This window comes from Tabrizicola sp. (assembly GCF_041913445.1).
In the GTDB taxonomy this organism is placed as follows: Bacteria; Pseudomonadota; Alphaproteobacteria; order Rhodobacterales; family Rhodobacteraceae; genus Tabrizicola.
This window is the reverse complement of the sequence record NZ_JAYSFG010000002.1, coordinates 188,402-208,733: the sequence shown is the minus strand read 5'-3', so window position 1 is coordinate 208,733 and position 20,332 is coordinate 188,402. Positions and strand designations below refer to the sequence as shown.

Annotated in this window: 15 protein-coding genes; 10 read left to right on the top strand and 5 right to left on the bottom strand. The window is 68.3% G+C overall.

Features of this window, described 5'->3' with window-relative positions:
* Positions 1-2: 2 nt before the first annotated feature.
* The 5 genes from ACE3Q6_RS03365 to ACE3Q6_RS03345 all read left to right on the top strand — a co-directional run bounded on the left by ACE3Q6_RS03365 (position 3) and on the right by ACE3Q6_RS03345 (position 8,358).
* The gene (locus ACE3Q6_RS03365; protein ID WP_374428462.1) at positions 3-4,646 is read left to right on the top strand and encodes a MupA/Atu3671 family FMN-dependent luciferase-like monooxygenase; all 4,644 of its coding nucleotides are present in this window, start codon (positions 3-5) and stop codon (positions 4,644-4,646) included.
* Positions 4,643-5,287, top strand: coding sequence for a 4'-phosphopantetheinyl transferase (locus tag ACE3Q6_RS03360; protein WP_374428460.1), 645 nt, complete (start codon positions 4,643-4,645; stop codon positions 5,285-5,287). Before ACE3Q6_RS03365 ends, ACE3Q6_RS03360 begins: the two co-directional genes overlap by 4 nt.
* Positions 5,281-6,240: a hypothetical protein gene (locus tag ACE3Q6_RS03355; protein WP_374428458.1), complete on the top strand. Its 960-nt coding sequence runs from the start codon at positions 5,281-5,283 to the stop codon at positions 6,238-6,240. Before ACE3Q6_RS03360 ends, ACE3Q6_RS03355 begins: the two co-directional genes overlap by 7 nt.
* A gap of 165 nt (positions 6,241-6,405) precedes the next feature.
* Positions 6,406-7,014 carry a polysaccharide biosynthesis/export family protein gene (locus tag ACE3Q6_RS03350; protein ID WP_374428456.1) on the top strand — a complete coding sequence of 203 codons (609 nt, stop codon included), beginning with the start codon at positions 6,406-6,408 and terminating at the stop codon, positions 7,012-7,014.
* 93 nt (positions 7,015-7,107) lie between these two features.
* Complete coding sequence (locus tag ACE3Q6_RS03345) at positions 7,108-8,358, top strand: hypothetical protein (protein WP_374428454.1); 1,251 nt, start codon at positions 7,108-7,110, stop codon at positions 8,356-8,358.
* Between the two features lie 3 nt (positions 8,359-8,361).
* On the opposite strand, the gene ACE3Q6_RS03340 is transcribed toward ACE3Q6_RS03345, so the two are convergent.
* A complete protein-coding gene (locus tag ACE3Q6_RS03340) occupies positions 8,362-9,330 on the bottom strand; it encodes a glycosyltransferase family 2 protein (protein ID WP_374428452.1) in 969 nt (322 codons plus the stop codon).
* 11 nt (positions 9,331-9,341) lie between these two features.
* The gene (locus ACE3Q6_RS03335) at positions 9,342-10,130 is read right to left on the bottom strand and encodes a WecB/TagA/CpsF family glycosyltransferase (protein WP_374428450.1); all 789 of its coding nucleotides are present in this window, start codon (positions 10,128-10,130) and stop codon (positions 9,342-9,344) included.
* Positions 10,131-10,231: 101 nt separating this feature from the next.
* On the opposite strand from ACE3Q6_RS03335, the gene ACE3Q6_RS03330 reads away from it, so the two are divergent.
* Together ACE3Q6_RS03330 and ACE3Q6_RS03325 are read left to right on the top strand one after the other, a co-directional pair.
* Positions 10,232-11,182, top strand: coding sequence for a glycosyltransferase family 2 protein (locus tag ACE3Q6_RS03330; RefSeq protein ID WP_374428448.1), 951 nt, complete (start codon positions 10,232-10,234; stop codon positions 11,180-11,182).
* Positions 11,179-12,417: a glycosyltransferase family 4 protein gene (locus tag ACE3Q6_RS03325; RefSeq protein ID WP_374428446.1), complete on the top strand. Its 1,239-nt coding sequence runs from the start codon at positions 11,179-11,181 to the stop codon at positions 12,415-12,417. The genes ACE3Q6_RS03330 and ACE3Q6_RS03325 overlap by 4 nt, the downstream gene beginning before the upstream one ends.
* On the opposite strand, the gene ACE3Q6_RS03320 is transcribed toward ACE3Q6_RS03325, so the two are convergent.
* Positions 12,418-13,416, bottom strand: a complete 999-nt coding sequence (locus tag ACE3Q6_RS03320) for a glycosyltransferase family 2 protein (RefSeq protein ID WP_374428444.1) — start codon at positions 13,414-13,416, stop codon at positions 12,418-12,420. It abuts the gene before it with no gap.
* Positions 13,417-13,566: 150 nt separating this feature from the next.
* On the opposite strand from ACE3Q6_RS03320, the gene ACE3Q6_RS03315 reads away from it, so the two are divergent.
* The 3 genes from ACE3Q6_RS03315 to ACE3Q6_RS03305 all read left to right on the top strand — a co-directional run bounded on the left by ACE3Q6_RS03315 (position 13,567) and on the right by ACE3Q6_RS03305 (position 17,433).
* Positions 13,567-15,087 (top strand): hypothetical protein, encoded by a 1,521-nt coding sequence (locus tag ACE3Q6_RS03315; protein WP_374428442.1) that lies wholly within the window; start codon positions 13,567-13,569, stop codon positions 15,085-15,087.
* 13 nt (positions 15,088-15,100) lie between these two features.
* Positions 15,101-16,018 (top strand): NAD-dependent epimerase/dehydratase family protein, encoded by a 918-nt coding sequence (locus ACE3Q6_RS03310; protein ID WP_374428440.1) that lies wholly within the window; start codon positions 15,101-15,103, stop codon positions 16,016-16,018.
* 206 nt (positions 16,019-16,224) lie between these two features.
* Positions 16,225-17,433, top strand: a complete 1,209-nt coding sequence (locus tag ACE3Q6_RS03305) for a glycosyltransferase family 4 protein (protein WP_374428438.1) — start codon at positions 16,225-16,227, stop codon at positions 17,431-17,433.
* A gap of 3 nt (positions 17,434-17,436) precedes the next feature.
* On the opposite strand, the gene ACE3Q6_RS03300 is transcribed toward ACE3Q6_RS03305, so the two are convergent.
* Together ACE3Q6_RS03300 and ACE3Q6_RS03295 are read right to left on the bottom strand one after the other, a co-directional pair.
* Positions 17,437-18,276, bottom strand: coding sequence for a 2OG-Fe(II) oxygenase (locus ACE3Q6_RS03300; RefSeq protein WP_374428436.1), 840 nt, complete (start codon positions 18,274-18,276; stop codon positions 17,437-17,439).
* Positions 18,277-18,345: 69 nt separating this feature from the next.
* Positions 18,346-20,166: an ABC transporter ATP-binding protein gene (locus tag ACE3Q6_RS03295; RefSeq protein WP_374428434.1), complete on the bottom strand. Its 1,821-nt coding sequence runs from the start codon at positions 20,164-20,166 to the stop codon at positions 18,346-18,348.
* Between the last annotated feature and the right edge of the window lie 166 nt (positions 20,167-20,332).

The window sequence follows — 20,332 nt, the reverse complement described above, 5'->3', positions numbered from 1 at the left end:
CCATGACCCTGACCGCCCTTCTGATCGGCAACGAAAGCCTGACGGTCGAATGCGGCAAGCTGTGGCTGGAGCGGGGGCACACGGTTGCCGCCGTCGTCACGCGCGAGCCGAAGGTCGCTGCCTGGGCCTCCTCCGCCGGACTGCGGGTCATCGCCCCCGGCGCGGGGCTGGTGGCGCGGACGGCGGGGCTGGCGGTGGACTGGGTGCTGTCGGTCGCCAACCTCTCGCTGGTCCCTGAGGCCGTCATGCAGCTGGCCCGGCAGGGCGGCGTGAACTTCCACGACGGTCCCCTGCCCGGCTACGCGGGCCTGAATGCCCCGGTCTGGGCGCTTCTCAACGGCGAGGCAAGCCACGCGATCACCTGGCACCTGATGACCGCCGGGATCGACGAGGGCGAGGTGCTGGCCACCCGCAGCTTCCCCGTAGAGAGTGACGACACCGCATTCACCCTGAACGCCCGCTGCTTCGCCGCTGCCGTCGACAGCTTCCCTGCCGTGATCACCGCGATGGAGGCCGGGGGCCAGCCGCGCCAGCCGCAGGCCGCGGGCACGCGGAAAGTCTGGCGCCGCGCCGACCGTCCCCGCGCCGACGGGCGGCTCGACTTCACCCGCAGCGCCGAGGAAGTCGCCCGCACCGTCCGCGCCCTGGACCACGGCGGCTACCGCAACCCCCTCGCGGTGGCGAAGGTCGAAGTCCCCGGCCAGGTCTGGGCCGTAGCCCATGCCGATGTCGTCCCCGGATCTGGGATCCCTGGAACCATCCTCGCCCGCGATGCCGATAGCCTGACCGTCGCCTGCGCCGTGGGGGCCGTGCGGCTGGAGGGTCTCACCTGCCTCAAGGGGCTGCCCATCGACACCGCGCGGGCCGGGTCGTCGCTCTCCTCCCCCACCGAAGCGCAAGCCGTGGCCCTGGACGCGGCCCTCGCCCCGGTGGCCGAGGCCGAAACCAGCCTGCGCGCCCTCCTCTTGAAGCCGGACCACGTCCTCTCCGCCACCACTGGCCCGCAAGACTGGCGCGAGATCCCCCTTCCCGCCGCCGGTCCCGACCGGCTCGCCCTCGCCGCGCTCCGTGCACTGGGGCGCAGCGCTGGGGATATCGCCTTCGCCACCGGCCAGGACCCCGCGCCCGGCTACGTCCTCCCCTGGGTCCACGTCCGCCTCGACGCCTCGGGCACCGTCCTTGCCGCCGAAACCCGGGCCGCCAAATCCCTGGCCGCCGCGCGGAGTGCCACCGGGCTCGCTGCCGACCTCGCCCTCCGTGAACCGGGCCTGACCGCGCTCACCCCCTCCGGCCTCGGCGTCACCGAAGGCTCCCAGCCGCTTGCCGGGTCCACCGTCACCCTCACCGGCCAATCCCTCTGGCACGACGCCACCCGGATGCCCGCCGAGGAGGCCCGACGCCTCGCCGCCCGCATCACCCGGCTTCTCTCGGAAATGGCCGCGAAGCCGGAGGCGGACCTCGCCAGCCTCTCGCCGCTGTCCGAGGCCGAGACCCAGGTCTACGCGAATACGCTCGCCGCCACCGCCCGCGACTACGACCGGACGCTCACCATCCCCGCCGCGATCCTGGCGCAGGCCGCGAAGACCCCGGACGCCACCGCCGTCATCGCCGGGTCCGCCAAACTCACCTACGCCGAGCTTGCCGCCCGCGCTGCGCGCATCGCGAACAGCCTGAGCGGGATGGGTGTGGGACAAGGCACCCTCGTCGGCCTCGCCTGCCGCCGGACGACCGACATGGTGGCCGGAGCCCTCGGCATCCAGCTGGCCGGGGCCGCCTATGTGCCCATGGACCCCGCCTACCCCGCCGACCGCCTGGCGCTTTATGCCGAGGATTCGGGTTGCCCCGTCATCCTGACCGAAAGCGACGTGGCCGAGCATCTGCCGCAAGGTCCGCACCGCCTGATCCTCGACACCGACCCGCTGGACGCCTCCACCACCCCGCCGCGGGGACCGAAGGCCGAAGACCCGGCCTATGTCATCTACACCTCCGGCTCCACCGGGAGGCCCAAGGGCGTGGTCGTCACCCACCGCAACGCGCTCAACTTCTTCGCGGGCATGGACGACACGCTTGGCACCGATCCCGGCACCTGGCTGGCCGTCACTTCGCTCAGCTTCGACATCTCAATCCTCGAGCTTTTCTGGACGCTCACCAACGGCTTCACCGTCGTCCTCGCCGACGATTCCGCCCGCGTCCGCCCCTCGGGGGACAGCGCCATCAACCCCCGCAAGATGGACTTCTCGGTCTACTACTGGGGCAACGACGACCTGCCCGGCCCGTCGAAATACGAACTTCTCCTGGAAGGCGCCAAGTTTGCCGACCAGCACGGCTTTGTCGCCGTCTGGACGCCGGAACGCCACTTCCACGCCTTCGGCGGCCCCTATCCGAACCCCGCCGTGACCGGCGCTGCCGCCGCAGCGGTGACAAAGAACATCGGCGTCCGCGCCGGGTCCATCGTCGCCCCCCTGCACCACCCGGCCCGCATTGCCGAGGAATGGGCGGTCATCGACAACCTCACCAACGGCCGGGCCGGAATGGCCTTCGCCTCGGGCTGGCAGCCGGATGACTTCGTCCTGCGGCCCGAGAACACGCCCCCTGCGAACCGTCAGGCGCTGTTCGATTCGCTTGAAGCCGTGCGCAAGCTCTGGCGTGGCGAAGCCGTTGAATTCCCACGAAAAGACGGCACCCCCTTCGCCGTCAAGACCCAACCCCGCCCGGTCTCGAAAGAGATCGAGGCCTGGGTCACCACCGCGGGCAACCCCGAAACCTGGCGCGAGGCCGGGAAGATGGGCGCGCATGTCCTGACCCACCTCCTCGGCCAGTCGATCGACGAGGTCGCGGGCAAGGTGAAGCTTTACCGCCAGGCCCTGAAGGACGCCGGGCACGACCCGTCGAAGTTCAAGGTCACGCTCATGCTCCACACCTTCCTCGCCGAGGACCGCGAGAAGGCGCGGGACGTGGCGCGCGAGCCGATGAAGAGCTACCTGCGCTCCGCCGCTGGGCTCATCAAGCAATACGCCTGGGCCTTCCCGGCCTTCAAGAAGCCGCAGGGTGTGGCGAACCCGATGGACATCGACCTTGGCAGCCTCGCCCCGGACGAGCTGGAGGCGATCCTCGACTTCGCCTTCCTGCGCTACTTCGACGATTCGGGCCTTTTCGGCACCGTGGAAGACGCCGTGAAACGGGTCGAGGAGCTGAAGGCCATCGACATCGATGAAGTCGCCTGCCTGATCGACTATGGCATCCCGACGCAGGTGGTGCTGGATGGGCTGAAGCTGGTGGCCGAGGTGTTGAAGATCACCAACTCGGGCGCCGAGGACGACCAGACCATGGCGGGTCTCATCCAGCGCCACAAGGTCACCCATCTGCAATGCACCCCCTCGATGGCCCGGATGCTGGCCGAGGATGAGGGCGCGCGGGCGGCGCTTAAGGGCCTGAAGCGGATGCTGGTCGGCGGTGAGGCGCTGATGGGCCGCCTGGCCGGGGACCTCTCCGGCCTGACCGGCGCGCCGGTCCTGAACATGTACGGCCCGACCGAGACGACGATCTGGTCCTCGGTCGAGGCAACGACGGGTGGCGAGGGCGTGGTCAACATCGGCCAACCCATTGCGAACACGGCGCTTTACATCCTGGACGAGACGCAAGCCCCCGTGGCCGAGGGCCAGGAAGGCGAGCTCTGGATCGGCGGCGAGGGCGTGGCGCAGGGCTACTTCCAGCGCCCTGACCTTACCGCCGACCGCTTCCGCCCCGACCCCTTCGCCGGGCATGGCCGGATGTACCGGACGGGCGATCTGGTGCGGAAGCGCGCGGACGGGAAGCTCGACTACCTCGGCCGCGCCGACTTCCAGGTGAAGATCCGCGGCCACCGGATCGAGCTGGGTGAGATCGAGACGGCGCTGGAGGCCGCGCCGGGGATCCGACAGGCCGTGGTGATCGCGCGGGAAGACCAGCCGGGCGACGTGCGGCTTGTGGCCTATGTCACGGCCGCCGGTCCGGTCGACGCCACGGCGCTCAAGTCCACCCTGGCCGAGCACCTGCCCGAGGTCATGATTCCGGCGCATGTCGTGAAGCTGGACGCGTTCCCGCTTACGCCCAACGGCAAGGTGGACCGCAAGGCGCTGCCCGCCCCCTTCGCGGCCGCGATGCAAAGCACAGTTGCGCCGGCTTCATCCACCGTGACCTCCGTGCCCGCGTCCGCACCGGTATCCGTGTCCCAGGCCCCCGCAACCTCGGCGGCCAGCCTCGAAGATGCCATCGCCGCCGTCTGGGCGCGGGTCCTCGGCGTGCCGCAGGTCGGGCGGTCGGACAACTTCTTCACCCTGGGTGGCCACTCCCTCCTGGCCGTCCAGGCCCACCGCGAGATGAAGGTGGCCCTCAACTCCGACCGGCTTGCGATCACGGACATCTTCCGCTTCCCCGTGGTCTCGGCGCTGGCCGCGCATCTGGGCAAGTCGATCCAGGCCCCGATTGCCCCGCTGGCTCCCCCCGCTCCCATCGCCCCGGTGGCAACCCCGGCTCCCGCCGCTGCCCCACCCGCCCCGACCGCCGCCCCGCCCGCCACCTCGGGCGACGCCGCCGCCGACACGCGGCTGGATGCGATGGCGCGGCGTCGGGCCATGCGCGAGGCGCGGGAAAAGGCGATGGGGTGACCTCTCTCACGGCGGTTGAAGCGGCACTCCGGTCGCTCTTTCCACCCGAAGTGGCCGTGGCCGCCGAACGGACCCGCGCGCCCGATATCGCCGCGCTCTGGCCCGAGGAACGGCAGGCGATCGACGGTGCCGTTCCCCACAGACTGGCCGAGTTTGCCGCCGGCCGCACCGCCGCGCGCCGCGTGCTGGCGGCACTTGGTCACGCGCCCGTGGCCCTGCCCATGGGACCTGACCGCGCTGCGCTCTGGCCAGGGGGCGTATCCGGCGCCATCGCCCATGATGCGGACCTTGCCGTCGCCGTCGGCCGCCGGGGCGCGCCCCTTGGCGTTGACCTGGAACCCGACGCCCCACTCGAGGAGACGCTCTGGCCAATCATCTGCGCCCCGGACGAACTGGGCCTCCTTAGGGGCGACCCCGCCCGCCTCGTCCGCCGCGTCTTCTGCGCCAAGGAAGCGGTGTTCAAGGCCCAGGACCCGGCCCACCGCGCGCTTTTCGGCTTCGAGGCCGTGGCCGTGACCCTTGTCGAAGGCGGGTTCAATGCCCAGTTCCGTGCAGACGTCGGGTGCTTCCGGGTCGGGCAAGTCCTGACCGGCCGCCTGACGGTGGTGGGCAGCACGGTTCTGGCGGGGGTGGCATGGTGAAGATGACGCGGCGGATGGCGGTTCTTGCAGGCGTGGCGGGGGTTGGATCGGCGGTTGCCGGGTCGCTCTACTGGGCGCTGACCCGCCCGCCGTCGGCCGCATCGGTCCGGACCCGGATCGCCGCCCCGCTTCCCACGCCGACCGGGGCGATGAACGTCTTCCACCTTGGCCACAGCCTGGTGAACCGCGACATGCCCGCGATGCTGGCGCAACTCGCGCCCGAGGGCCACAGCTATGACAGCCAGCTTGGCTGGGGCACCACGCTGCAGGCGCATTGGGGCGATGCCACGATCAACGGGTTCGAGCAGGAGAACGACCATCCCCGCTTCCGCCCCGCGCACGAGGCGATCGCAAGCGGCGAATACGACGCCATCGTCCTGACCGAGATGGTCGAGATCCGCGCCTCGATCCGGTTCTACGAAAGCCCCCGCTACCTGGCGCAATGGGCCGAAAAGGCGATCGCCGCGCGGCCCGATGTCCGCCTCTTCCTCTACGAGACCTGGCATCCCCTGGACGACCCCGAGGGCTGGCTGACCCGCCTCGACCGCGACATCGACCGCTACTGGCTTTCGCGCGTGCTGGGCCCGGCGCTGAAGGACCTGCCGGACACCGCGCAGATCCGGCTGATTCCCGCGGGCCAGGTGCTTGCGGCCTTTGTCCGCGAAGTCGAGGCCCGGGGCGGGGTCGGCAATGTCCGGGACCGGACCGACCTGTTCCAGCGTGCGGCCGACGGCACGCTGGATCCGATCCACGTCAACGACCTGGGCAACTACCTCGTCGCGCTGGTCCATCTGGCCGTGATCTACCAGGCCGACCCCATCGGCGCGCCAAGTGCCCTGGCCCGGGCCGACGGCACGCCCGCAACCGCGCCGGACCCCGAGGTCGCCCGTCTGATGCAGGAGGTGACTCGCTCGGTCGTCTACAGCCTTGGGTTGTCCGGTCTCGCCGCCTGATGTGGCATTTGGGCCACCTTGGCGCAATAAGGGGCATCCTGCCCCGCGATGTCCCCGATTCCGCCCCAGTCACTGTGCATTTTCGCTTTCCGAAGCCGCGCGCGGCAAATACTGTTACACCGTAGAAGTCGCGCTCCGCTTTGTCGGTCGCCAGGGAGTATTTCGATGTCCATCCTTCGCCGCTTGCTTGCTCTTGTGTTCGTCCTGCCGTTTCTGGCAGCCACCGCATGGGCCCAGGATTACCGCGTCCGTTCGGGCGACGTCCTTCAGATCGAAGTCCTTGAAGATGCCACGCTGAACCGCACGGCAATCGTGCTGCCCGACGGCCAGGTCTCGCTGCCGCTGGTCGGCTCGGTCCGTGCCGCAGGCCGCAGCCTGGCTCAGGTGCAAGAGGATCTGATCGCCCGCCTGACCCCCAATTTCGCTCAGCCGCCGACCGTCTTCGTGACGCTCAGCGCCCTGGCCGAGCGTGCGCCCGCGACGGCACGCGTCGCGCCCACGATGGATATCTACGTGCTCGGCGCGGCGAACTCCCCGGGCAAGGTCGACGTGAAGCCGGGCGCCACGCTTCTGCAGGCGCTGGCCCAGGCCGGTGGCCTGTCGCCCTTCGCCGCGAAGAAGCGCATCCAGCTGCGCCGCGTCGACAAGTCGGGAACCGAACAGGTCTACAAGTTCGACCTCGACGCGATCGAGCGGGGCGCCTCCGGTGGCGGTGCGACCCGGTTGATGGGCGGCGACGTCATCGTCATCCCGCAGCGCAAGCTGTTCGAGTAATCAGGAATGCGCCGTTCCGGTATTGCGTTTGGCGGGTTCTGCGCCGTCTCCACTGTGCTTTCCCCCATGGCGGGGATGGCACAGGACGGCGGCATGCTCCTGACCTTCGGCATCGAAAACAGGCTGGATATCGCCCATAACGAGGCTCTCTCGGTCCCGGCCGAAGGCACCGATGTGGCCAATGCGACCCGGCTGAGTTTCGGCCTGACCAGCGAAACGGAACTGGACCGGCTGTCCTTCCTCGCGTCCGGCGCGGCGATCATCGAGAACGCGGCGGGCGACTCGGGAACCGAGTTCGACTTCGGACGCACCGCAGTCTTGCTGGAGTATCGGCGCGAAGTCCCGTCTTCGCTGCTTGAATTCAGTGCATCGCTGCGCAACGACGACGTCGGAAGTTTCGACGATCTGGCGGCCGATGACGAAAGCGGCACCCAGACGGACTATGCGGTCTCTGCCCGGCTCGAAACCGGGCGCACCGCGGCCGTGGGTTTCGTCCTTGGTCTCGAATATCTGGCGACCGACTACGCGGACACCACCGATCCCGATCTTGTGGACAGCGAGGAAGCTCGCGGCGATGCGGCCGTGGTCCTGCGCTTCTCGGAAGTGGCGACCGGCCGGATCGGCCTTCGCTACTCCGAACGCGAGGAAGAGGACGCTGGCACGACCGTGACGGAACGGCTCGTGACCTATGCCGGCCTCGACTATGCGGTCAGCGAGCGCCTCGACCTCAGCGCCGAGGTTGGCTATGCCGAGATCGAGACCGAGGAATTCGATGTGATCGAGCGCGAGACGGGTCCCGATCTCCGCCTTGGCGCGACCTATGATCTTGCGGTTGGCACGCTCTCCACGCAGCTTCTGGTCAGCACGGACGACGACGAGGGCCGTCGCGAAACCTTCGAGATCGGTCGCGATCTGGAAACCCCGCGCGACACCATCTCTGCGCGCCTCGGCGTGACCCGGGCCGACACCACCGGGACCGACCTGGTCGGCCGCTTGCTGTGGGAACGGGCGCTGCCCGATGGTTCACTGGCCTTCGAGCTTGGCAAGACCGTCGGCTTCGACGACGATGATGGCGAGGTCGGGTCCTCCACCTTCAGCGCGACCTGGCTCAAGGACGTCAGCGACATCGCGTCGATCTCGCTCGACATCACCTACGAACAAAGCGACTCGGACGTCGAAACGATCCAGCAGCTCACCCTTGGTGCGGGCTACCGCCAACGGCTGACCCAGGACTGGAACCTCGACACCGGGGTGGGTTACCGTATTCGCGATGACGCAGATGGCCGCGCCCGGTCGCCCAGCGTCTTCGTGGCGCTGAGCCGCGAGTTCCAGGTCCGTCCCTGAACCTCATCCCCTGCGGGCCGGTCGCAGCAGCTGCCGGGCCGCATGGGCGACAAGGTCCCGCAGGAAATGCGGTGCGCCCGGGGGAATGGCCGGCCGCACCAGCCGGCGCAGGCGCAGGATCAACCCGCCGGCGACATGGGCAAGGGTGGCCGCGACCGCGTGCAACGTGCCGCCCGTCTTCCTGAAATAGTACCAGCGGCTGTCGAACCAGTAGCTCGGCACCCGCCGCCATTCCTTCATCCCGGTCGAGACCGAGCCGATATGCTCCACCCGGCTTTCCCTGACGAAATGCGTGGGCCATCCCGCTTTTGCGGCGCGCAGGCACAGCTCGGTTTCCTCGTAATAGAGGAAGAAGGTCTCGTCGAAGCCACCGATCTCGGCCACCACGCGGTCGCGGATCATCATGCTTGCGCCCGCCAGCCAGTCGACGGGTCCGGTCTTCTCTGGCACCGGCATCGCCACGGTCCGATCCTGCAGCCAGCGTGAGATCGGGCCGGTCCGGGCCGAGACCTCGAATTCGGACGCGACCGAGGGGAAGCGGAAGCAGGTCCAGTGCGCCTCGCCATCCGGTCCATGGATGAAGCTGCCCGCCATCCCGACCTTCGGATGCGCTTCCAGGTATTCCAGCAGAAGGCGGATCGCGTCGGGGGCCGGGAAGGCGTCGGAGTTCAGGATATAGACATAGTCCGGCCGCACCCCGCCTGGCAGGCCAAGCCGGATGCCGACGTTGTTGCCGGCCCCGAAACCGCCGTTCCGGCCCGACTGGACAACCCGGATCCGCGGATGGTCGCGAAGGGCGTCCGACATCCGCTCGAAGGACCCATCGCCGGAATCGTTGTCCACCACGACGATCCCACCCGCGATGCCCTCCATCGCACGTTCCGCCGCTGCCGCGGCCTTCAAGGTCATCTCGGCCGTGCGCCAGTTCAGAAGGACCGTCAGGACCGTCGGACCGCTTCCCGTTTCTGCCACGCCGCTCTCCGTCATTTCCGCCGACGCGCCGCCAGCGCCGTGCCCGTCAGCGACGGCAGGACCAGCGCGCAGTCGAGATACCGCCGCGCCAGGCGCCGCGGATTGCTCAGCATCCGCCAAAGCCATTCCATCGCGATCTTCCGCACCCAGACAGGCGCACGCACCTGGTGGCCCGCGATGAAATCAAGCCCCGCCCCGATCGACAGGAACCCCAGCTGCGGGTGCCGGGCCAGGCCGCTGGCCGCCAGGATCTCCTGCTTCGGGGCGCCCAGCGCCAGAAGGCAGATCCGCGCGCCCGAGGCCGCGACCTCATCCACCATCGCATCCGCCGCCGGACCTTCCGGGTCGAAGCCGAAGGGCGGTGCCACGCAGGCCGCCACCTTCAGCCCGGGATGGTCCGCCTCAAGCGCCGAGGCCGCCGCGCGCAGCACCGGCTCGGTCGAACCGAGGAAGGCCAGGGGCATCCCCAGGCGCGCGGCCAGTGCGGCCACCGGCTCGATCAGCTCGGACCCCGGCACGAGCGCCACATCCGGCCGCCCGGACAGGCGCGAGAGCCAGACGATGGGGTTGCCATCGGCCACCACATGGCTGTGCGCCCGGTAGGCGCGCAGGAAATCGCCGTTCCGGCGCATCTTCACCACGTGGTCCAGGTTCAGCGTGGCGATGGCAAAGCCCTGCTCGGCCCGCAGCCGCGCTTCGACATCGGCCAGCAGCGCCGCCTCGGTCGGAAAATTGACCAGCGCCAGCGGGTCTGAGCCCCCCTCGGCCCGGTCGGGCAAATGCTGCATCCGATATGCCATTCTGTCGTCAAACTCTGTCGTCATGATCCCGACTTGCAGGCGATTGTCCATCCGGCGTCAAGCCGGTAGTCTCGCTTAGACAGGATCGACAGGGTTTTTTCGTGGCATTCGCGGACAAGGATTTGGACACGGCAGCGGTTCGCCCGCCCCTTGCGCCCGCCCTCTCGATCGTCGTCCCCACCTTCCGGCGCGCGGATCTGCTGCCCCCGCTGTTCGAGGCCGTCGCCGCCCAGATCGCCGCGCTCGACCTGCCGGTGGAACTTGTCCTCGTCGACAACAGCCCCGAGGGCTCGGCCCGCCCCGTTCCCGCACCCGATTTCGTCCGCTACATCCACGAACCCCGCACCGGCGTCGCCCATGCCCGCAACCGCGGCGTGGCCGAGGCGCGGGGCGGCCATGTCATCTTTCTCGACGACGATGAACTGCCCGCCTCGGGCTGGCTGTCCGCCTTTGCCGACGCCGCCGCCCGCGGCGACCGCGCCGTTTTCGGAGCGGTTGAGCCGCTTTACCCCGAAGACCCGCCCCCGGCACTTCGCGCACCGCTGGACCGCGTGTTCAGCCGCCGCCTGCCCGCCGCCCCGGGGACCGAGGTCCAGCACCTGCGCGCCTATCTCGGCTCGGGCAATTCCATGTTCTCGCGCGACACGCTCGCGCTGGTGGACCCTCCCTTCGACACCTCGTTCAACGCCGGAGGCGAGGACGTCTGGCTGTTCCGTCGCCTCGTCGACCGGCACGGCGTGCCGATGATCTGGCGCCCCGACGCGCTGGTGCAGGAAATCGTGCCGCCCCGCCGCGCGACGATGGCCTTCCTGCGCGCGCGTCGGTTCAGCGACGGCCAGCTGCGCTGCAAGGTCGAAAGCGATGCCGGCGGCATCAGGGGCGCGGCCCGCGTCGCGCTCTGGATGGCGGTCGGCGCGGCGCAACTGGGGCTTTTCGGGCTGGCCGCGCTGGCAACCCTCCCCCTGTCCGAGGCCCGGTCCGTCCGCTTCCAGCTTTCCGCCGTCGGAGGACTTGGCAAGCTTCTCTGGTGGCGGCGAAAGGCATCCGCATGACCGACCCGAACGGCCCCGTCGCCTACCTGACCGGCGACTACCCCAAAGTGTCGCACACCTTCATCCTGCGCGAGGTCCAGGCCGTCCGCGCCGCCGGGGTGCCGGTCATCACCTGCTCGATCCGCCGCCCCCCGGAGTCCGAGTTCAAGGGCCAGGAAGAGCGTCAGGCCCGCGCCGAGACCTTCTACGTCCTCGCCGCCGCGAAGAACCCTCTCCGCCTTCTGGCCGCGCATGGCCGCGCGATCCTGCGCAGCCCCGGCACCTGGGCCACGACGCTGGCCCTGGCGATCCGGATGCGGTCCCCGGGGCTGAAGGCGCTGCTCTGGCAGGTCTTCTACTTCCTCGAAGCCGGGGTCCTTGCCGACCACCTGCGCCAGAAGGGGGTCCGCCACCTGCACAACCATTTCGGCAATTCCAGCTGCTCGGTCGCGGTCCTTGCCGCGCGGCTCGCGGACATCCCGTTCAGCTTCACCGAACACGGCCCCGCGATCTTCTTCGAGGTCGACCGCTGGTCGCTGCCGGAAAAGATCGCCCGCGCCAAGTTCGTCGTGGCGATCACCCATTTCTGCCGGTCGCAGCTGATGCTCTTCTCCAAGCCCGCCGACTGGCCCAAGATCGCCATCGTTCATTGCGGCGTGACCCCCGACGCCTACCGGCGCGAACCCGGCGGCAACGGCAAGCGCGTGGCCTTCGTGGGTCGCCTCGACCCTGTCAAGGGCGCGCTTCTTCTGATCGAGGCGATGGCCGAGGTGCTGAAGGTCCACCCCGATGCCACCCTGACCCTCGCCGGCGACGGCCCGTCCCGCGCTCCGGCCGAAGCGCGCGCCGCCGAGCTGGGCATCGCAGGCTCGGTCCACTTCGCGGGCTTCATGACCCAGGGACAGGTGGCCGATCTCCTCGCCAATTCCGACATGCTGGTCCTGCCCTCCTTCGCCGAGGGCCTGCCCGTGGTCTACATGGAGGCGCTGGCCTCGCGGATCCCCGTGGTTGCCAGCCGGGTGGCCGGGGTGCAGGAACTGGTCGAGGACGGGGTGACCGGCTACGCCGTCCCGCCGGGCGACGTCGACACCTTGGTCGACCGGATCATCCGGCTGATGGACAACCCCAACGCCGCCCGCGACATGGGCCTGGCCGGGCGCAGCAGCATCGAGCAGTCCTTCGACATCTCCCGCGAGGGCGCCTGGCTTGCACAGCTCTTCCGGCAGGGCGGGCCAGAGGGCAAGCTTCGGCCCTGACTACTTGTACTCGATCAACCCCGCCCGCCGCCGCCGCAGCCGGTTCAGATGGTATTCCAGTACCCCCTGCGCTTCGGGGAACTTGCCCAGGACCAGGAAGGTCGCACGCTCCCATCCCATCCGGCGCGACAGCCGCAGGATCTGCAGCGGATAGATCAGCAGGACAAGCGCCGCCCAGGGGGTAAGGGCCAGTCCGACCAGCACCGCCAGGGGCAGGACCGCCCCCCAGAGCAGCGCGCGGCGCGTTTCGGCCACCCAGTGCCGCTCGGGCGGCGCGCCATGCATGGCCGCCCCCTCGGCAAAGGCATGTCCCCCGCGCCGGGTGCGCTTCCACCACTGCCCGATCCGCGTCATGGCCGCGTCGTGCAGCGTCATCTCCCGGCCTATCCGCCAGATCCTCCACCCCGACTGGCGCAGGCGGACGCAAAGCTCCGGCTCCTCGCCCGCGATCAGGGCCGGGTCATATCCGCCCACCCCCGCGACAGCGGCCACGCGCATCAGGGCATCGCCCCCGCAGGCCCGGGCCTCTCCGACCGGCGTATCCCACTCGGCATCGCAAAGCCGGTTCCAGATTGATGCTTCGGGCCGGATTTCCCGCCGCCGCCCGCAGACGACCGCGACCTCGGGACGGGCCGTCAGGAAGGCCTCCGCCGCCTCGATCCACCCCGGCTGGATCCGGCAATCCCCGTCGATGAACTGCACGAAGTCCGGCGCACCCATCTCGCGCAGACGGGCAAAGCCCGCATTCCTTGCCCGGGCTGCGGTGAAGGGCTGGGTCATGTCCAGCGCCACCACCTCTGCCCCCGCCGCCAGCGCCGCCGCCACGCTGCCGTCGGTCGAGCCGGAATCGACATAGACCAGGGGGCGCACCCAGGCGGGAAACGAGTCGAGACAGGCGAGAAGTCGTGCGCCCTCGTTGCGCCCGATGATGACGGCACCCACCCGTCCGGGCAGGGTTTCGTGGTCAGGTCCGGGCCGAGGCAGGTCAGATGCGTCCATGACGGCACTCTGACCGAATTCCCGCAGGCTGCAAGACCGGGCCGGCTGCGAAATCTGCACCGGAAATGCGCGCCCGGGACCAGTTGGCGTTTTCCTTCCGGGGCCAGACAGGATAGAACAGGGCAATTCAACCGCTCCGCACGGGTCCGGATGCCGAACGCATTTGCCTACCTGGTTCTGTTCAGCTTTCCGCTGTTTGCAGTGCTGCTGTTCCGGCTCCTGCCGCTCCAGCGCGCGCTGATCTGGACGCTTCTGTCCGGGCACCTGCTCCTGCCGTCCTCGATGTCCGTCAAGCTGCCGATGCTGCCGCCGATCGACCGCAGCTTCGTGCCCGCGCTCACGGCGCTGATCCTCTGCGCGATCATGGCGCCCCGACAGCGGGTCACGAACGAGCTTGAGGCCCGGCTCGGACGGCAGGTGGTCTTCATCCTGCTTGCCATGGTGCTGGTGACGCCTGTGTTCACCACGCTGCAGAACACAGAGCCCCTGATCAACGGTCGCTCTTGGCTCCCGGGCCTGCGGCTTTACGATGCGTTCAGCATGATCTCGACCATCTTGGTGATGCTGATCCCGCTCTGGCTGGGGCTGCGCTACCTGAATACCCGCGACGGGCACCGGGCCCTTCTGGAAGCCTTTGTGATCTCGGCCGTGGTCTACACGTTCCCGGCCCTGCTCGAAGTCCGCATCAGCCCGCAATTGCACAACTGGATCTACGGCTACTTCCCCCATCAATTTGCCCAGCACATCAGGAATGGCGGGTTCCGGCCCGTGGTGCTGTTGAACCACGGGCTCATGGTCGGCATCTACTTCTGCATCGGCGTCATTTCGGCCGCCGTCCTCTACCGCGAGGATCGCCGTCTTGGCACCCCCGCCTGGAAATGGCTTGTGGCGATGCTCTGGCTCGGCGCGACGCTCTTCCTCTCGAAGTCGCTGGGCGCGCTGATACTGGCGATCATCTTCGCCGCGGCTGTGCTGTTCCTCTCGCGTCGCCTGCAGATCGCACTCGGCGTGGTCCTGGCCGCCATCGTGATGTTCTACCCGATGCTGCGCGGCGCCGGGCTTATCCCCGTCGATGCGGTCCACGACTTTGCCCTGTCGATCAGCGAGGAGCGGGCAGCCTCGCTCAAGTTCCGGCTCGACAACGAGGATGCGCTGCTTGCCCATGCCATGGAAAAGCCACTGGTCGGCTGGGGTAGCTGGGGACGCAACCATCTTTATGATCCCGTCGACGGCCGGATGATCAGCACCACGGACGGAATCTGGATCATCTTCATCGGCGTGTTCGGCTGGATCGGCTACATCGGCCGATTCGGCCTCTTGACGGCGCCGATCCTCTTCTTCGCCCTGCGACAGCGACAGTTGGGGACCTCGCTCATCACCCCCGGCCTGATCATGGTCCTGGCCGCCAACCTGATCGACCTTCTGCCGAATGCAGGCCTCGTGAACTATGTCTGGCTCATCGCCGGGGCGATCATCGGCTTCGTCCTCTGGCGCGAACCCGATGATGCGGCCGATGTCGCCGGTTCCGCTGGCGCGATGGGAAAGACCCGCGCCGCCTGGCTCATGCCCGAGGACGCGGCCCCTGTCAGGGACAGCAGAAAAGATCCGGGGAGAGATGCCGCGATGAACTTCCGCCCGGGACGCGTGCCCCGGCGGATGATCGAGAGGTAAGGGCGGAAGAGGGATGGCAGAGTATCTGATCACCGGCGGCTGCGGTTTCGTCGGCTCGCACCTGGCGGATGCGCTTCTGGCGCGGGGCGACGGGGTGGTCGTGCTCGACAACCTGTCCACCGGCAAGCGGTCGAACCTCGCACCCGAAGTGCGGGTGATCGAGGGCGACGTTGCCGACCCCGACGCCGTGGCGCAGGCCATCCAGGGCTGTGCGGGGGTGTTCCACCTCGCGGGGATCGCTTCGGTCGCCTATTGCAACGAACACTGGCGCGAGGGGCACCTGACCAACCAGACCGGCACCGTGACGGTGTTCGAGGCAGCCGCCCGGGCAGGTCGCATCCCGGTGGTCTATACTTCCTCGGCCGCCGTCTATGGCGATGCAGGCTCGGGGCCGGTGGATGAGGGCCGTGTGCCGCGCCCGCAGACCCCCTACGGCGTGGACAAGTTCGGTTCGGAATTGCACGGGCGCATCGCGATGGGCGTGCATGGCGTGCCGACCGTGGGCCTACGGCCATTCAACATCTACGGCCCCCGGCAGGATCCGTCTTCGGCCTATTCCGGCGTGATCTCGATCTTCAACAGCCGCCTGGCGCAGGGCTTGCCGGTGACGGTCTTCGGCGATGGGTTACAGACGCGCGACTTCGTCTTCGTCGCCGATGTGGTCCGCTTCCTGCTCGCCGCGATGGCCCATGCCCCGCAGGCAGCGGGCCAGGTGTTCAACATCTGCACCGGGCGGACGACGACGTTGCTGGCGCTGATCGACACGCTGGCCCGGCTGCACGGGCGGCTGCCGGTGGTGCAGCACGCGGGTCCCCGCGTGGGCGACATCCGGGACTCGCTCGGCGACCCGGCCCACGCCCGCGCCATGCTGGGCGTTTCGGCCGAAGTGACGCTCGAGGACGGGCTGGCGGCGCTGCTGCGGGGGAGGTAAGCGCCGCACCTCCCGGCGGCCAGGTTAGCTTGACAGCCCCTGCCGGTTCCGTTCAGTGTTTTCACGAGAATGACGTGGGGCGAAGGACTGGCAACCTTTCGGCAGACTCTTGAACTTGAAAACGAATTTGACCCGTTCTTGCCAAAGATGTCCGCACCCACGCAAATCCGGCGCAAGGCCCGAACCACGCGGCAGAAAGGCCTGCAATGACCAGCGGCAGTAACCTCCGCCCCCTGCGGGTTGCCTTTGTCACCCCCGCCTGGCCCGGCGTCGCGACGCCGAACGGCATCGCAACCGCCGTGAGCCATTTGACGGCCGGGATGCAGAGCGCGGGGCACGAGGTCACCATCATCCCCCATTACGTGGATGCACCGCATGACCACCCGCGCGTCATTCCGTTGCCCAATGTCAGGCCGGCCCTGCTGGACCGTCTCCGGCGCAAGCTGGACCCGGACGGCGGGTTCATCGGCTCCATGGTGGACCGGCATGTTGCGGCGATCCGGCGCGCCATTGACCTTTACGGCGTTGAAATCGTCGTGATGGAGGAGACGCAAGGCTGGGTCGGCGAAATCCGCGCCAGGGTCCCGGTTCCGATCGTGGCGACCCTGCACGGGCCCTGGTGGCTGCACCGCATGGCGGGCAGCGCCCCGGACGACGCCGCCAGCGCCCGTCGCGAGGCGCGCGAGGCCAAGGCCCTGAAACGGGTGGATGGCGTCACCTCACCCTCGGCCGAAGTGCTGCGGCGGACCGAAGAGCTTTGGGGTCTGCCAAAGACCCCCGCGGCCGTCATCCGAAATCCCTTTCCGGTTCCGCCTCAGAGCATCGACCTGACGGACAATCTCTTGAACCATATCCTTTTCGTCGGTCGCTACGACCACATCAAGGGCGGCGACCTGGTCGTCGAAACCTTTGCGCGGATCGCAGCGGCGCACCCTGCCGCGCAGTTCACCTTTGTGGGCCCGGACGATGGCATTCCGCGGGCGGACGGCGGCATGGACACGCTCGCCGACCGACTCGCCCGCCTGCCCGAACCGATCCGGTCGCGGATCAACGCGGTCGGACGCAAGACGCGCGAGGAGGTGGCCGCCCTGCGTGCCCAGCATGGCGTCGCCCTTGTCGCGTCGCGCTACGAAAACTTCGGCGGCACGCTGATCGAGGCCATGGCCATGGGGTCGGCCGTCGTTTCGACCAGCGTCGGCGGCCAGAAAGAGATCGCGAAGGATGAGGAAACGGCCCTCATGGTCCCGTCCGAGGACGCAGAAGCCATGGCCGATGCCTGCCTTCGGCTGATGCGCGACCTGCCGCTGGCACGCCGTCTGGGCATTGCCGCGCGCAGCCACGTGGCCGACAGCTATGCGCCAGAGGTCATCGCCCGGCAGATGGCCGAGTTTCTGGCCAAGGTCCTGCGGCGCTAGGGATCAGATCCCAAGCCGCCGCAGCCGGCTGTCAAGACGGCGCCAGATGAAGGGCGGCAGCACGTTGCCAAGGAACCGGTGGCGGCTCTCCAGCCGGTCCTTCTGGTCCTTCGTCCCGGGGCGCGGCTTGAACAGCGTCGAGTGCGACTCGCGCGTCGAATCCCAGGTGGCCGTATAGTAGTAAAGCGCGATCGACATCCGGGGCTCGCCGTTCGGATGGTTCACCGGCTCGGGGTTGCCGTGCCAGGTGTTGGATCCGGTGTTGAAGCAGCACATCCGGTTGAACAGCGGCACGAAGCCCGCGACCTTGGCGGTCATGTCGTCGTTCCAGACCTCGAAGGACCCGCCGTATTCCTCTTTCCAGTCCTTGTTCAGGTAGATGAGGACGTTCATCCGGCGTTCAAGGTTCAGCTTGCCGTGGTGGTTGAAGTCGGCATGGATGTCCAGATGCCCGCCGTTCGACACGACGTGGATGCCGCCGCCGGAGAAATAGGGGTCGGGGATCAGCCCCTGGATCCCGGTCAGCTCTTCCAGGAAGGCCAGGAAAGCCTTGGAGTTCAGCGAATGGAACAGCGCGCGGGTGTAGGGCCCCAGCCGCTCGGGCATGTAGGCGGCCTTCAGCTTTTCCTGCGGCCGGTTGAAGAAGGTCTCGGCCGCCGGCAGCGCGCGCAGCTCCTCCCGCACCCGGTCCAGGATCTCGGGCGGCATGAAGTTGTCGAAGCAGCCATAGGGATAGGGCTTGCGCGCCCGGTATTCGGCCGCGGCAGCCTTGCCGAACTCGCGCGCGTCTTCGGTCGAGATCAGCAGCGTTTCGGGATCGATCACAAGAGAATTGACGGACATGATAACCTCTCAGGCTAGTCGGACAGCCGGGCGGCAACGACGCCCCGGTCCGGGTCGAAGAATTTGCAGTCAAAGCGCGGCATGGACATCCTCCACGCCGCCGGAAACCATCCGCCGGAACACCTCGTTCCCGGCCAGCAGCTCATCGTAGCTGCCCTGCGCCAGCAGCCGGCCGCGATCCATCAGGAAGATCGTGTCGCAGCTCTTCACCGTGCTCAGCCGGTGCGCGATCAGGATGACGGTCTTGTCGGCGCGGATGTTCTGCACCGCCTCCATCACCACGCGTTCGGTGATGTTGTCCAGCGCCGAGGTCGCCTCGTCCATGATGAGAAGCGTCGGATCCCGGTAAAGCGCCCGGGCGATGCCGATCCGCTGGCGCTGGCCACCGGACAGGCGCACGCCCCGTTCCCCGACCAGCGTCTGGTAGCCCTGCGGCAGGTCAGACAGAACGAAGTCATGCAGCGCCGCCGCCCGGGCCGCCCGCTCGACGCCTGCCATGTCGATCCGGTCCTTCGGCACGCCGAAGGCGATGTTCGAAGCAATGGTGTCGTCGGTCAGGAAGATCGACTGCGGAACATAGCCCAGCGTCATCTGCCAGGCGCGGCGCGTCTCGTCGGTGATCGGCGTGCCATCCACCCGGATCACGCCCTCGTCCGGCGTCAGCAGGCCCAGGATCAGGTCCACCAGCGTCGTCTTGCCGGCCCCGGTTCCGCCCACGATTCCCACCGTGGTCCGGGCGCGGATCGACAGGTCCACCCCGCGCAGGGTCGGGCGTTCCGCTGCGGCATAGGTGAAGCTGACCCCCGCCAGCTCCAGAGACCGTTCCAGAGGCATCGGCTTCGGCGCCGGCGCATCCAGGATCGCCCGCGCCGGTGTCGCCGCGATGTCTTGCACGATTGTGTCCAGTACCGGCGTCGCGCCCCGGATCGCGACCAGCGAGTGGTAGATCTGTTGCAGCGAGGGCAGAAGCCGCATGGTCGAGAAGGCGATGACCCCCAGCGTCGGCACGATCGCGGTGATGTTGCCGTCGTTGCGGAAGAGAAGCAGGAGGATCAGCCCCAGAAGCGTTCCGAAGGTGATCGCCTCCAGGATGAAGCGAGGCAGTTCCCCCATGACGCCCATCGTGGCCCCGGACTGCGCCGCCTTCTGCGCGGCCGCCGCATAGCTGCGGACATACCCCGCTTCCAGCCCCATCACCTTGACGTCCTTGATCCCCCCCGTCGCCTCCTGCGCGACGACGAAGCGGTCCTCGAAGGCATTCATCATCTCCTCGCCCAGCCGGTGCAGGCGGTTGCGGAAACGCATGTAGATCAAGCCGTAACCCAGCCCCAGAACCAGGGCCGAGAAGATCGTAACCAGCGGATCGACCAGCATCAGGAAGCACAGGATCGCCAGCACCAGAAGGCCGCTCGAGACCAGCCGCAGGCAGGGCTGGATCACCCGCGCCACCAGTCCATCAACCTGGGTCAGAAGATTGTTGGCCAGCTCGGCGCTGTTGCGGTCCAAGAACCAGGGGTAGGGCTGGCTCAGGTAGGCCGTCAGGAGCCGGCTGGACACCGTGTAACCGCGCATCGTCGAGAATCGAATCAGTGCATAGGTCCCGAAAGCCTTCACCGCGAGCCCGGCCATCACCACGACCAGGACGCCGACCGACAACCAGATCTGGAACGAGAAGGTGCCCTTGAAGCCGAGCCAGTCGAAGACCGCCGCCAGCCAGCCGTCTGACTGCAGGACCTGGGGATCGGACAGCACGTTCAGCAGCATCAGGACCGCCGAGATGCCCATGATTTCGGCCACGGCGACCATGACCAGAAGCGCGGTCAGCAGCCAGAATCGTCTCCGCTCGACCTGGTCCAGCAATGCAAAAAGCTTGCGATAAGTGGCGATCAATGAACTGCACCCCGCTTTCGGCGCCCACCTTGCTGCCCAGGAATGACAAAAGAAAGGCATTCCTCGGCAACTTGCGGAATCGACCGCAGAAGGAAGGGGATAGCCTTGCGACATGTCGCCGCGCCCCGCTTCGCTTCCCTCACCCCTTGGTCGGAATGCGGCCTGC

What these genes read in the sequence shown, in the direction of transcription:
- ACE3Q6_RS03335 (WP_374428450.1), bottom strand. Translation starts at nt 10,130, where the DNA reads ATGGCATATCGGATGCAGCATTTGCCCGACCGGGCCGAGGGGGGCTCA.
- ACE3Q6_RS03345 (WP_374428454.1), top strand. Translation starts at nt 7,108, where the DNA reads ATGCTCCTGACCTTCGGCATCGAAAACAGGCTGGATATCGCCCATAAC.
- ACE3Q6_RS03325 (WP_374428446.1), top strand. Translation starts at nt 11,179, where the DNA reads ATGACCGACCCGAACGGCCCCGTCGCCTACCTGACCGGCGACTACCCC.
- ACE3Q6_RS03305 (WP_374428438.1), top strand. Translation starts at nt 16,225, where the DNA reads ATGACCAGCGGCAGTAACCTCCGCCCCCTGCGGGTTGCCTTTGTCACC.
- ACE3Q6_RS03320 (WP_374428444.1), bottom strand. Translation starts at nt 13,416, where the DNA reads ATGGACGCATCTGACCTGCCTCGGCCCGGACCTGACCACGAAACCCTG.
- ACE3Q6_RS03350 (WP_374428456.1), top strand. Translation starts at nt 6,406, where the DNA reads ATGTCCATCCTTCGCCGCTTGCTTGCTCTTGTGTTCGTCCTGCCGTTT.
- ACE3Q6_RS03310 (WP_374428440.1), top strand. Translation starts at nt 15,101, where the DNA reads ATGGCAGAGTATCTGATCACCGGCGGCTGCGGTTTCGTCGGCTCGCAC.
- ACE3Q6_RS03300 (WP_374428436.1), bottom strand. Translation starts at nt 18,276, where the DNA reads ATGTCCGTCAATTCTCTTGTGATCGATCCCGAAACGCTGCTGATCTCG.
- ACE3Q6_RS03365 (WP_374428462.1), top strand. Translation starts at nt 3, where the DNA reads ATGACCCTGACCGCCCTTCTGATCGGCAACGAAAGCCTGACGGTCGAA.
- ACE3Q6_RS03315 (WP_374428442.1), top strand. Translation starts at nt 13,567, where the DNA reads ATGCCGAACGCATTTGCCTACCTGGTTCTGTTCAGCTTTCCGCTGTTT.
- ACE3Q6_RS03355 (WP_374428458.1), top strand. Translation starts at nt 5,281, where the DNA reads ATGGTGAAGATGACGCGGCGGATGGCGGTTCTTGCAGGCGTGGCGGGG.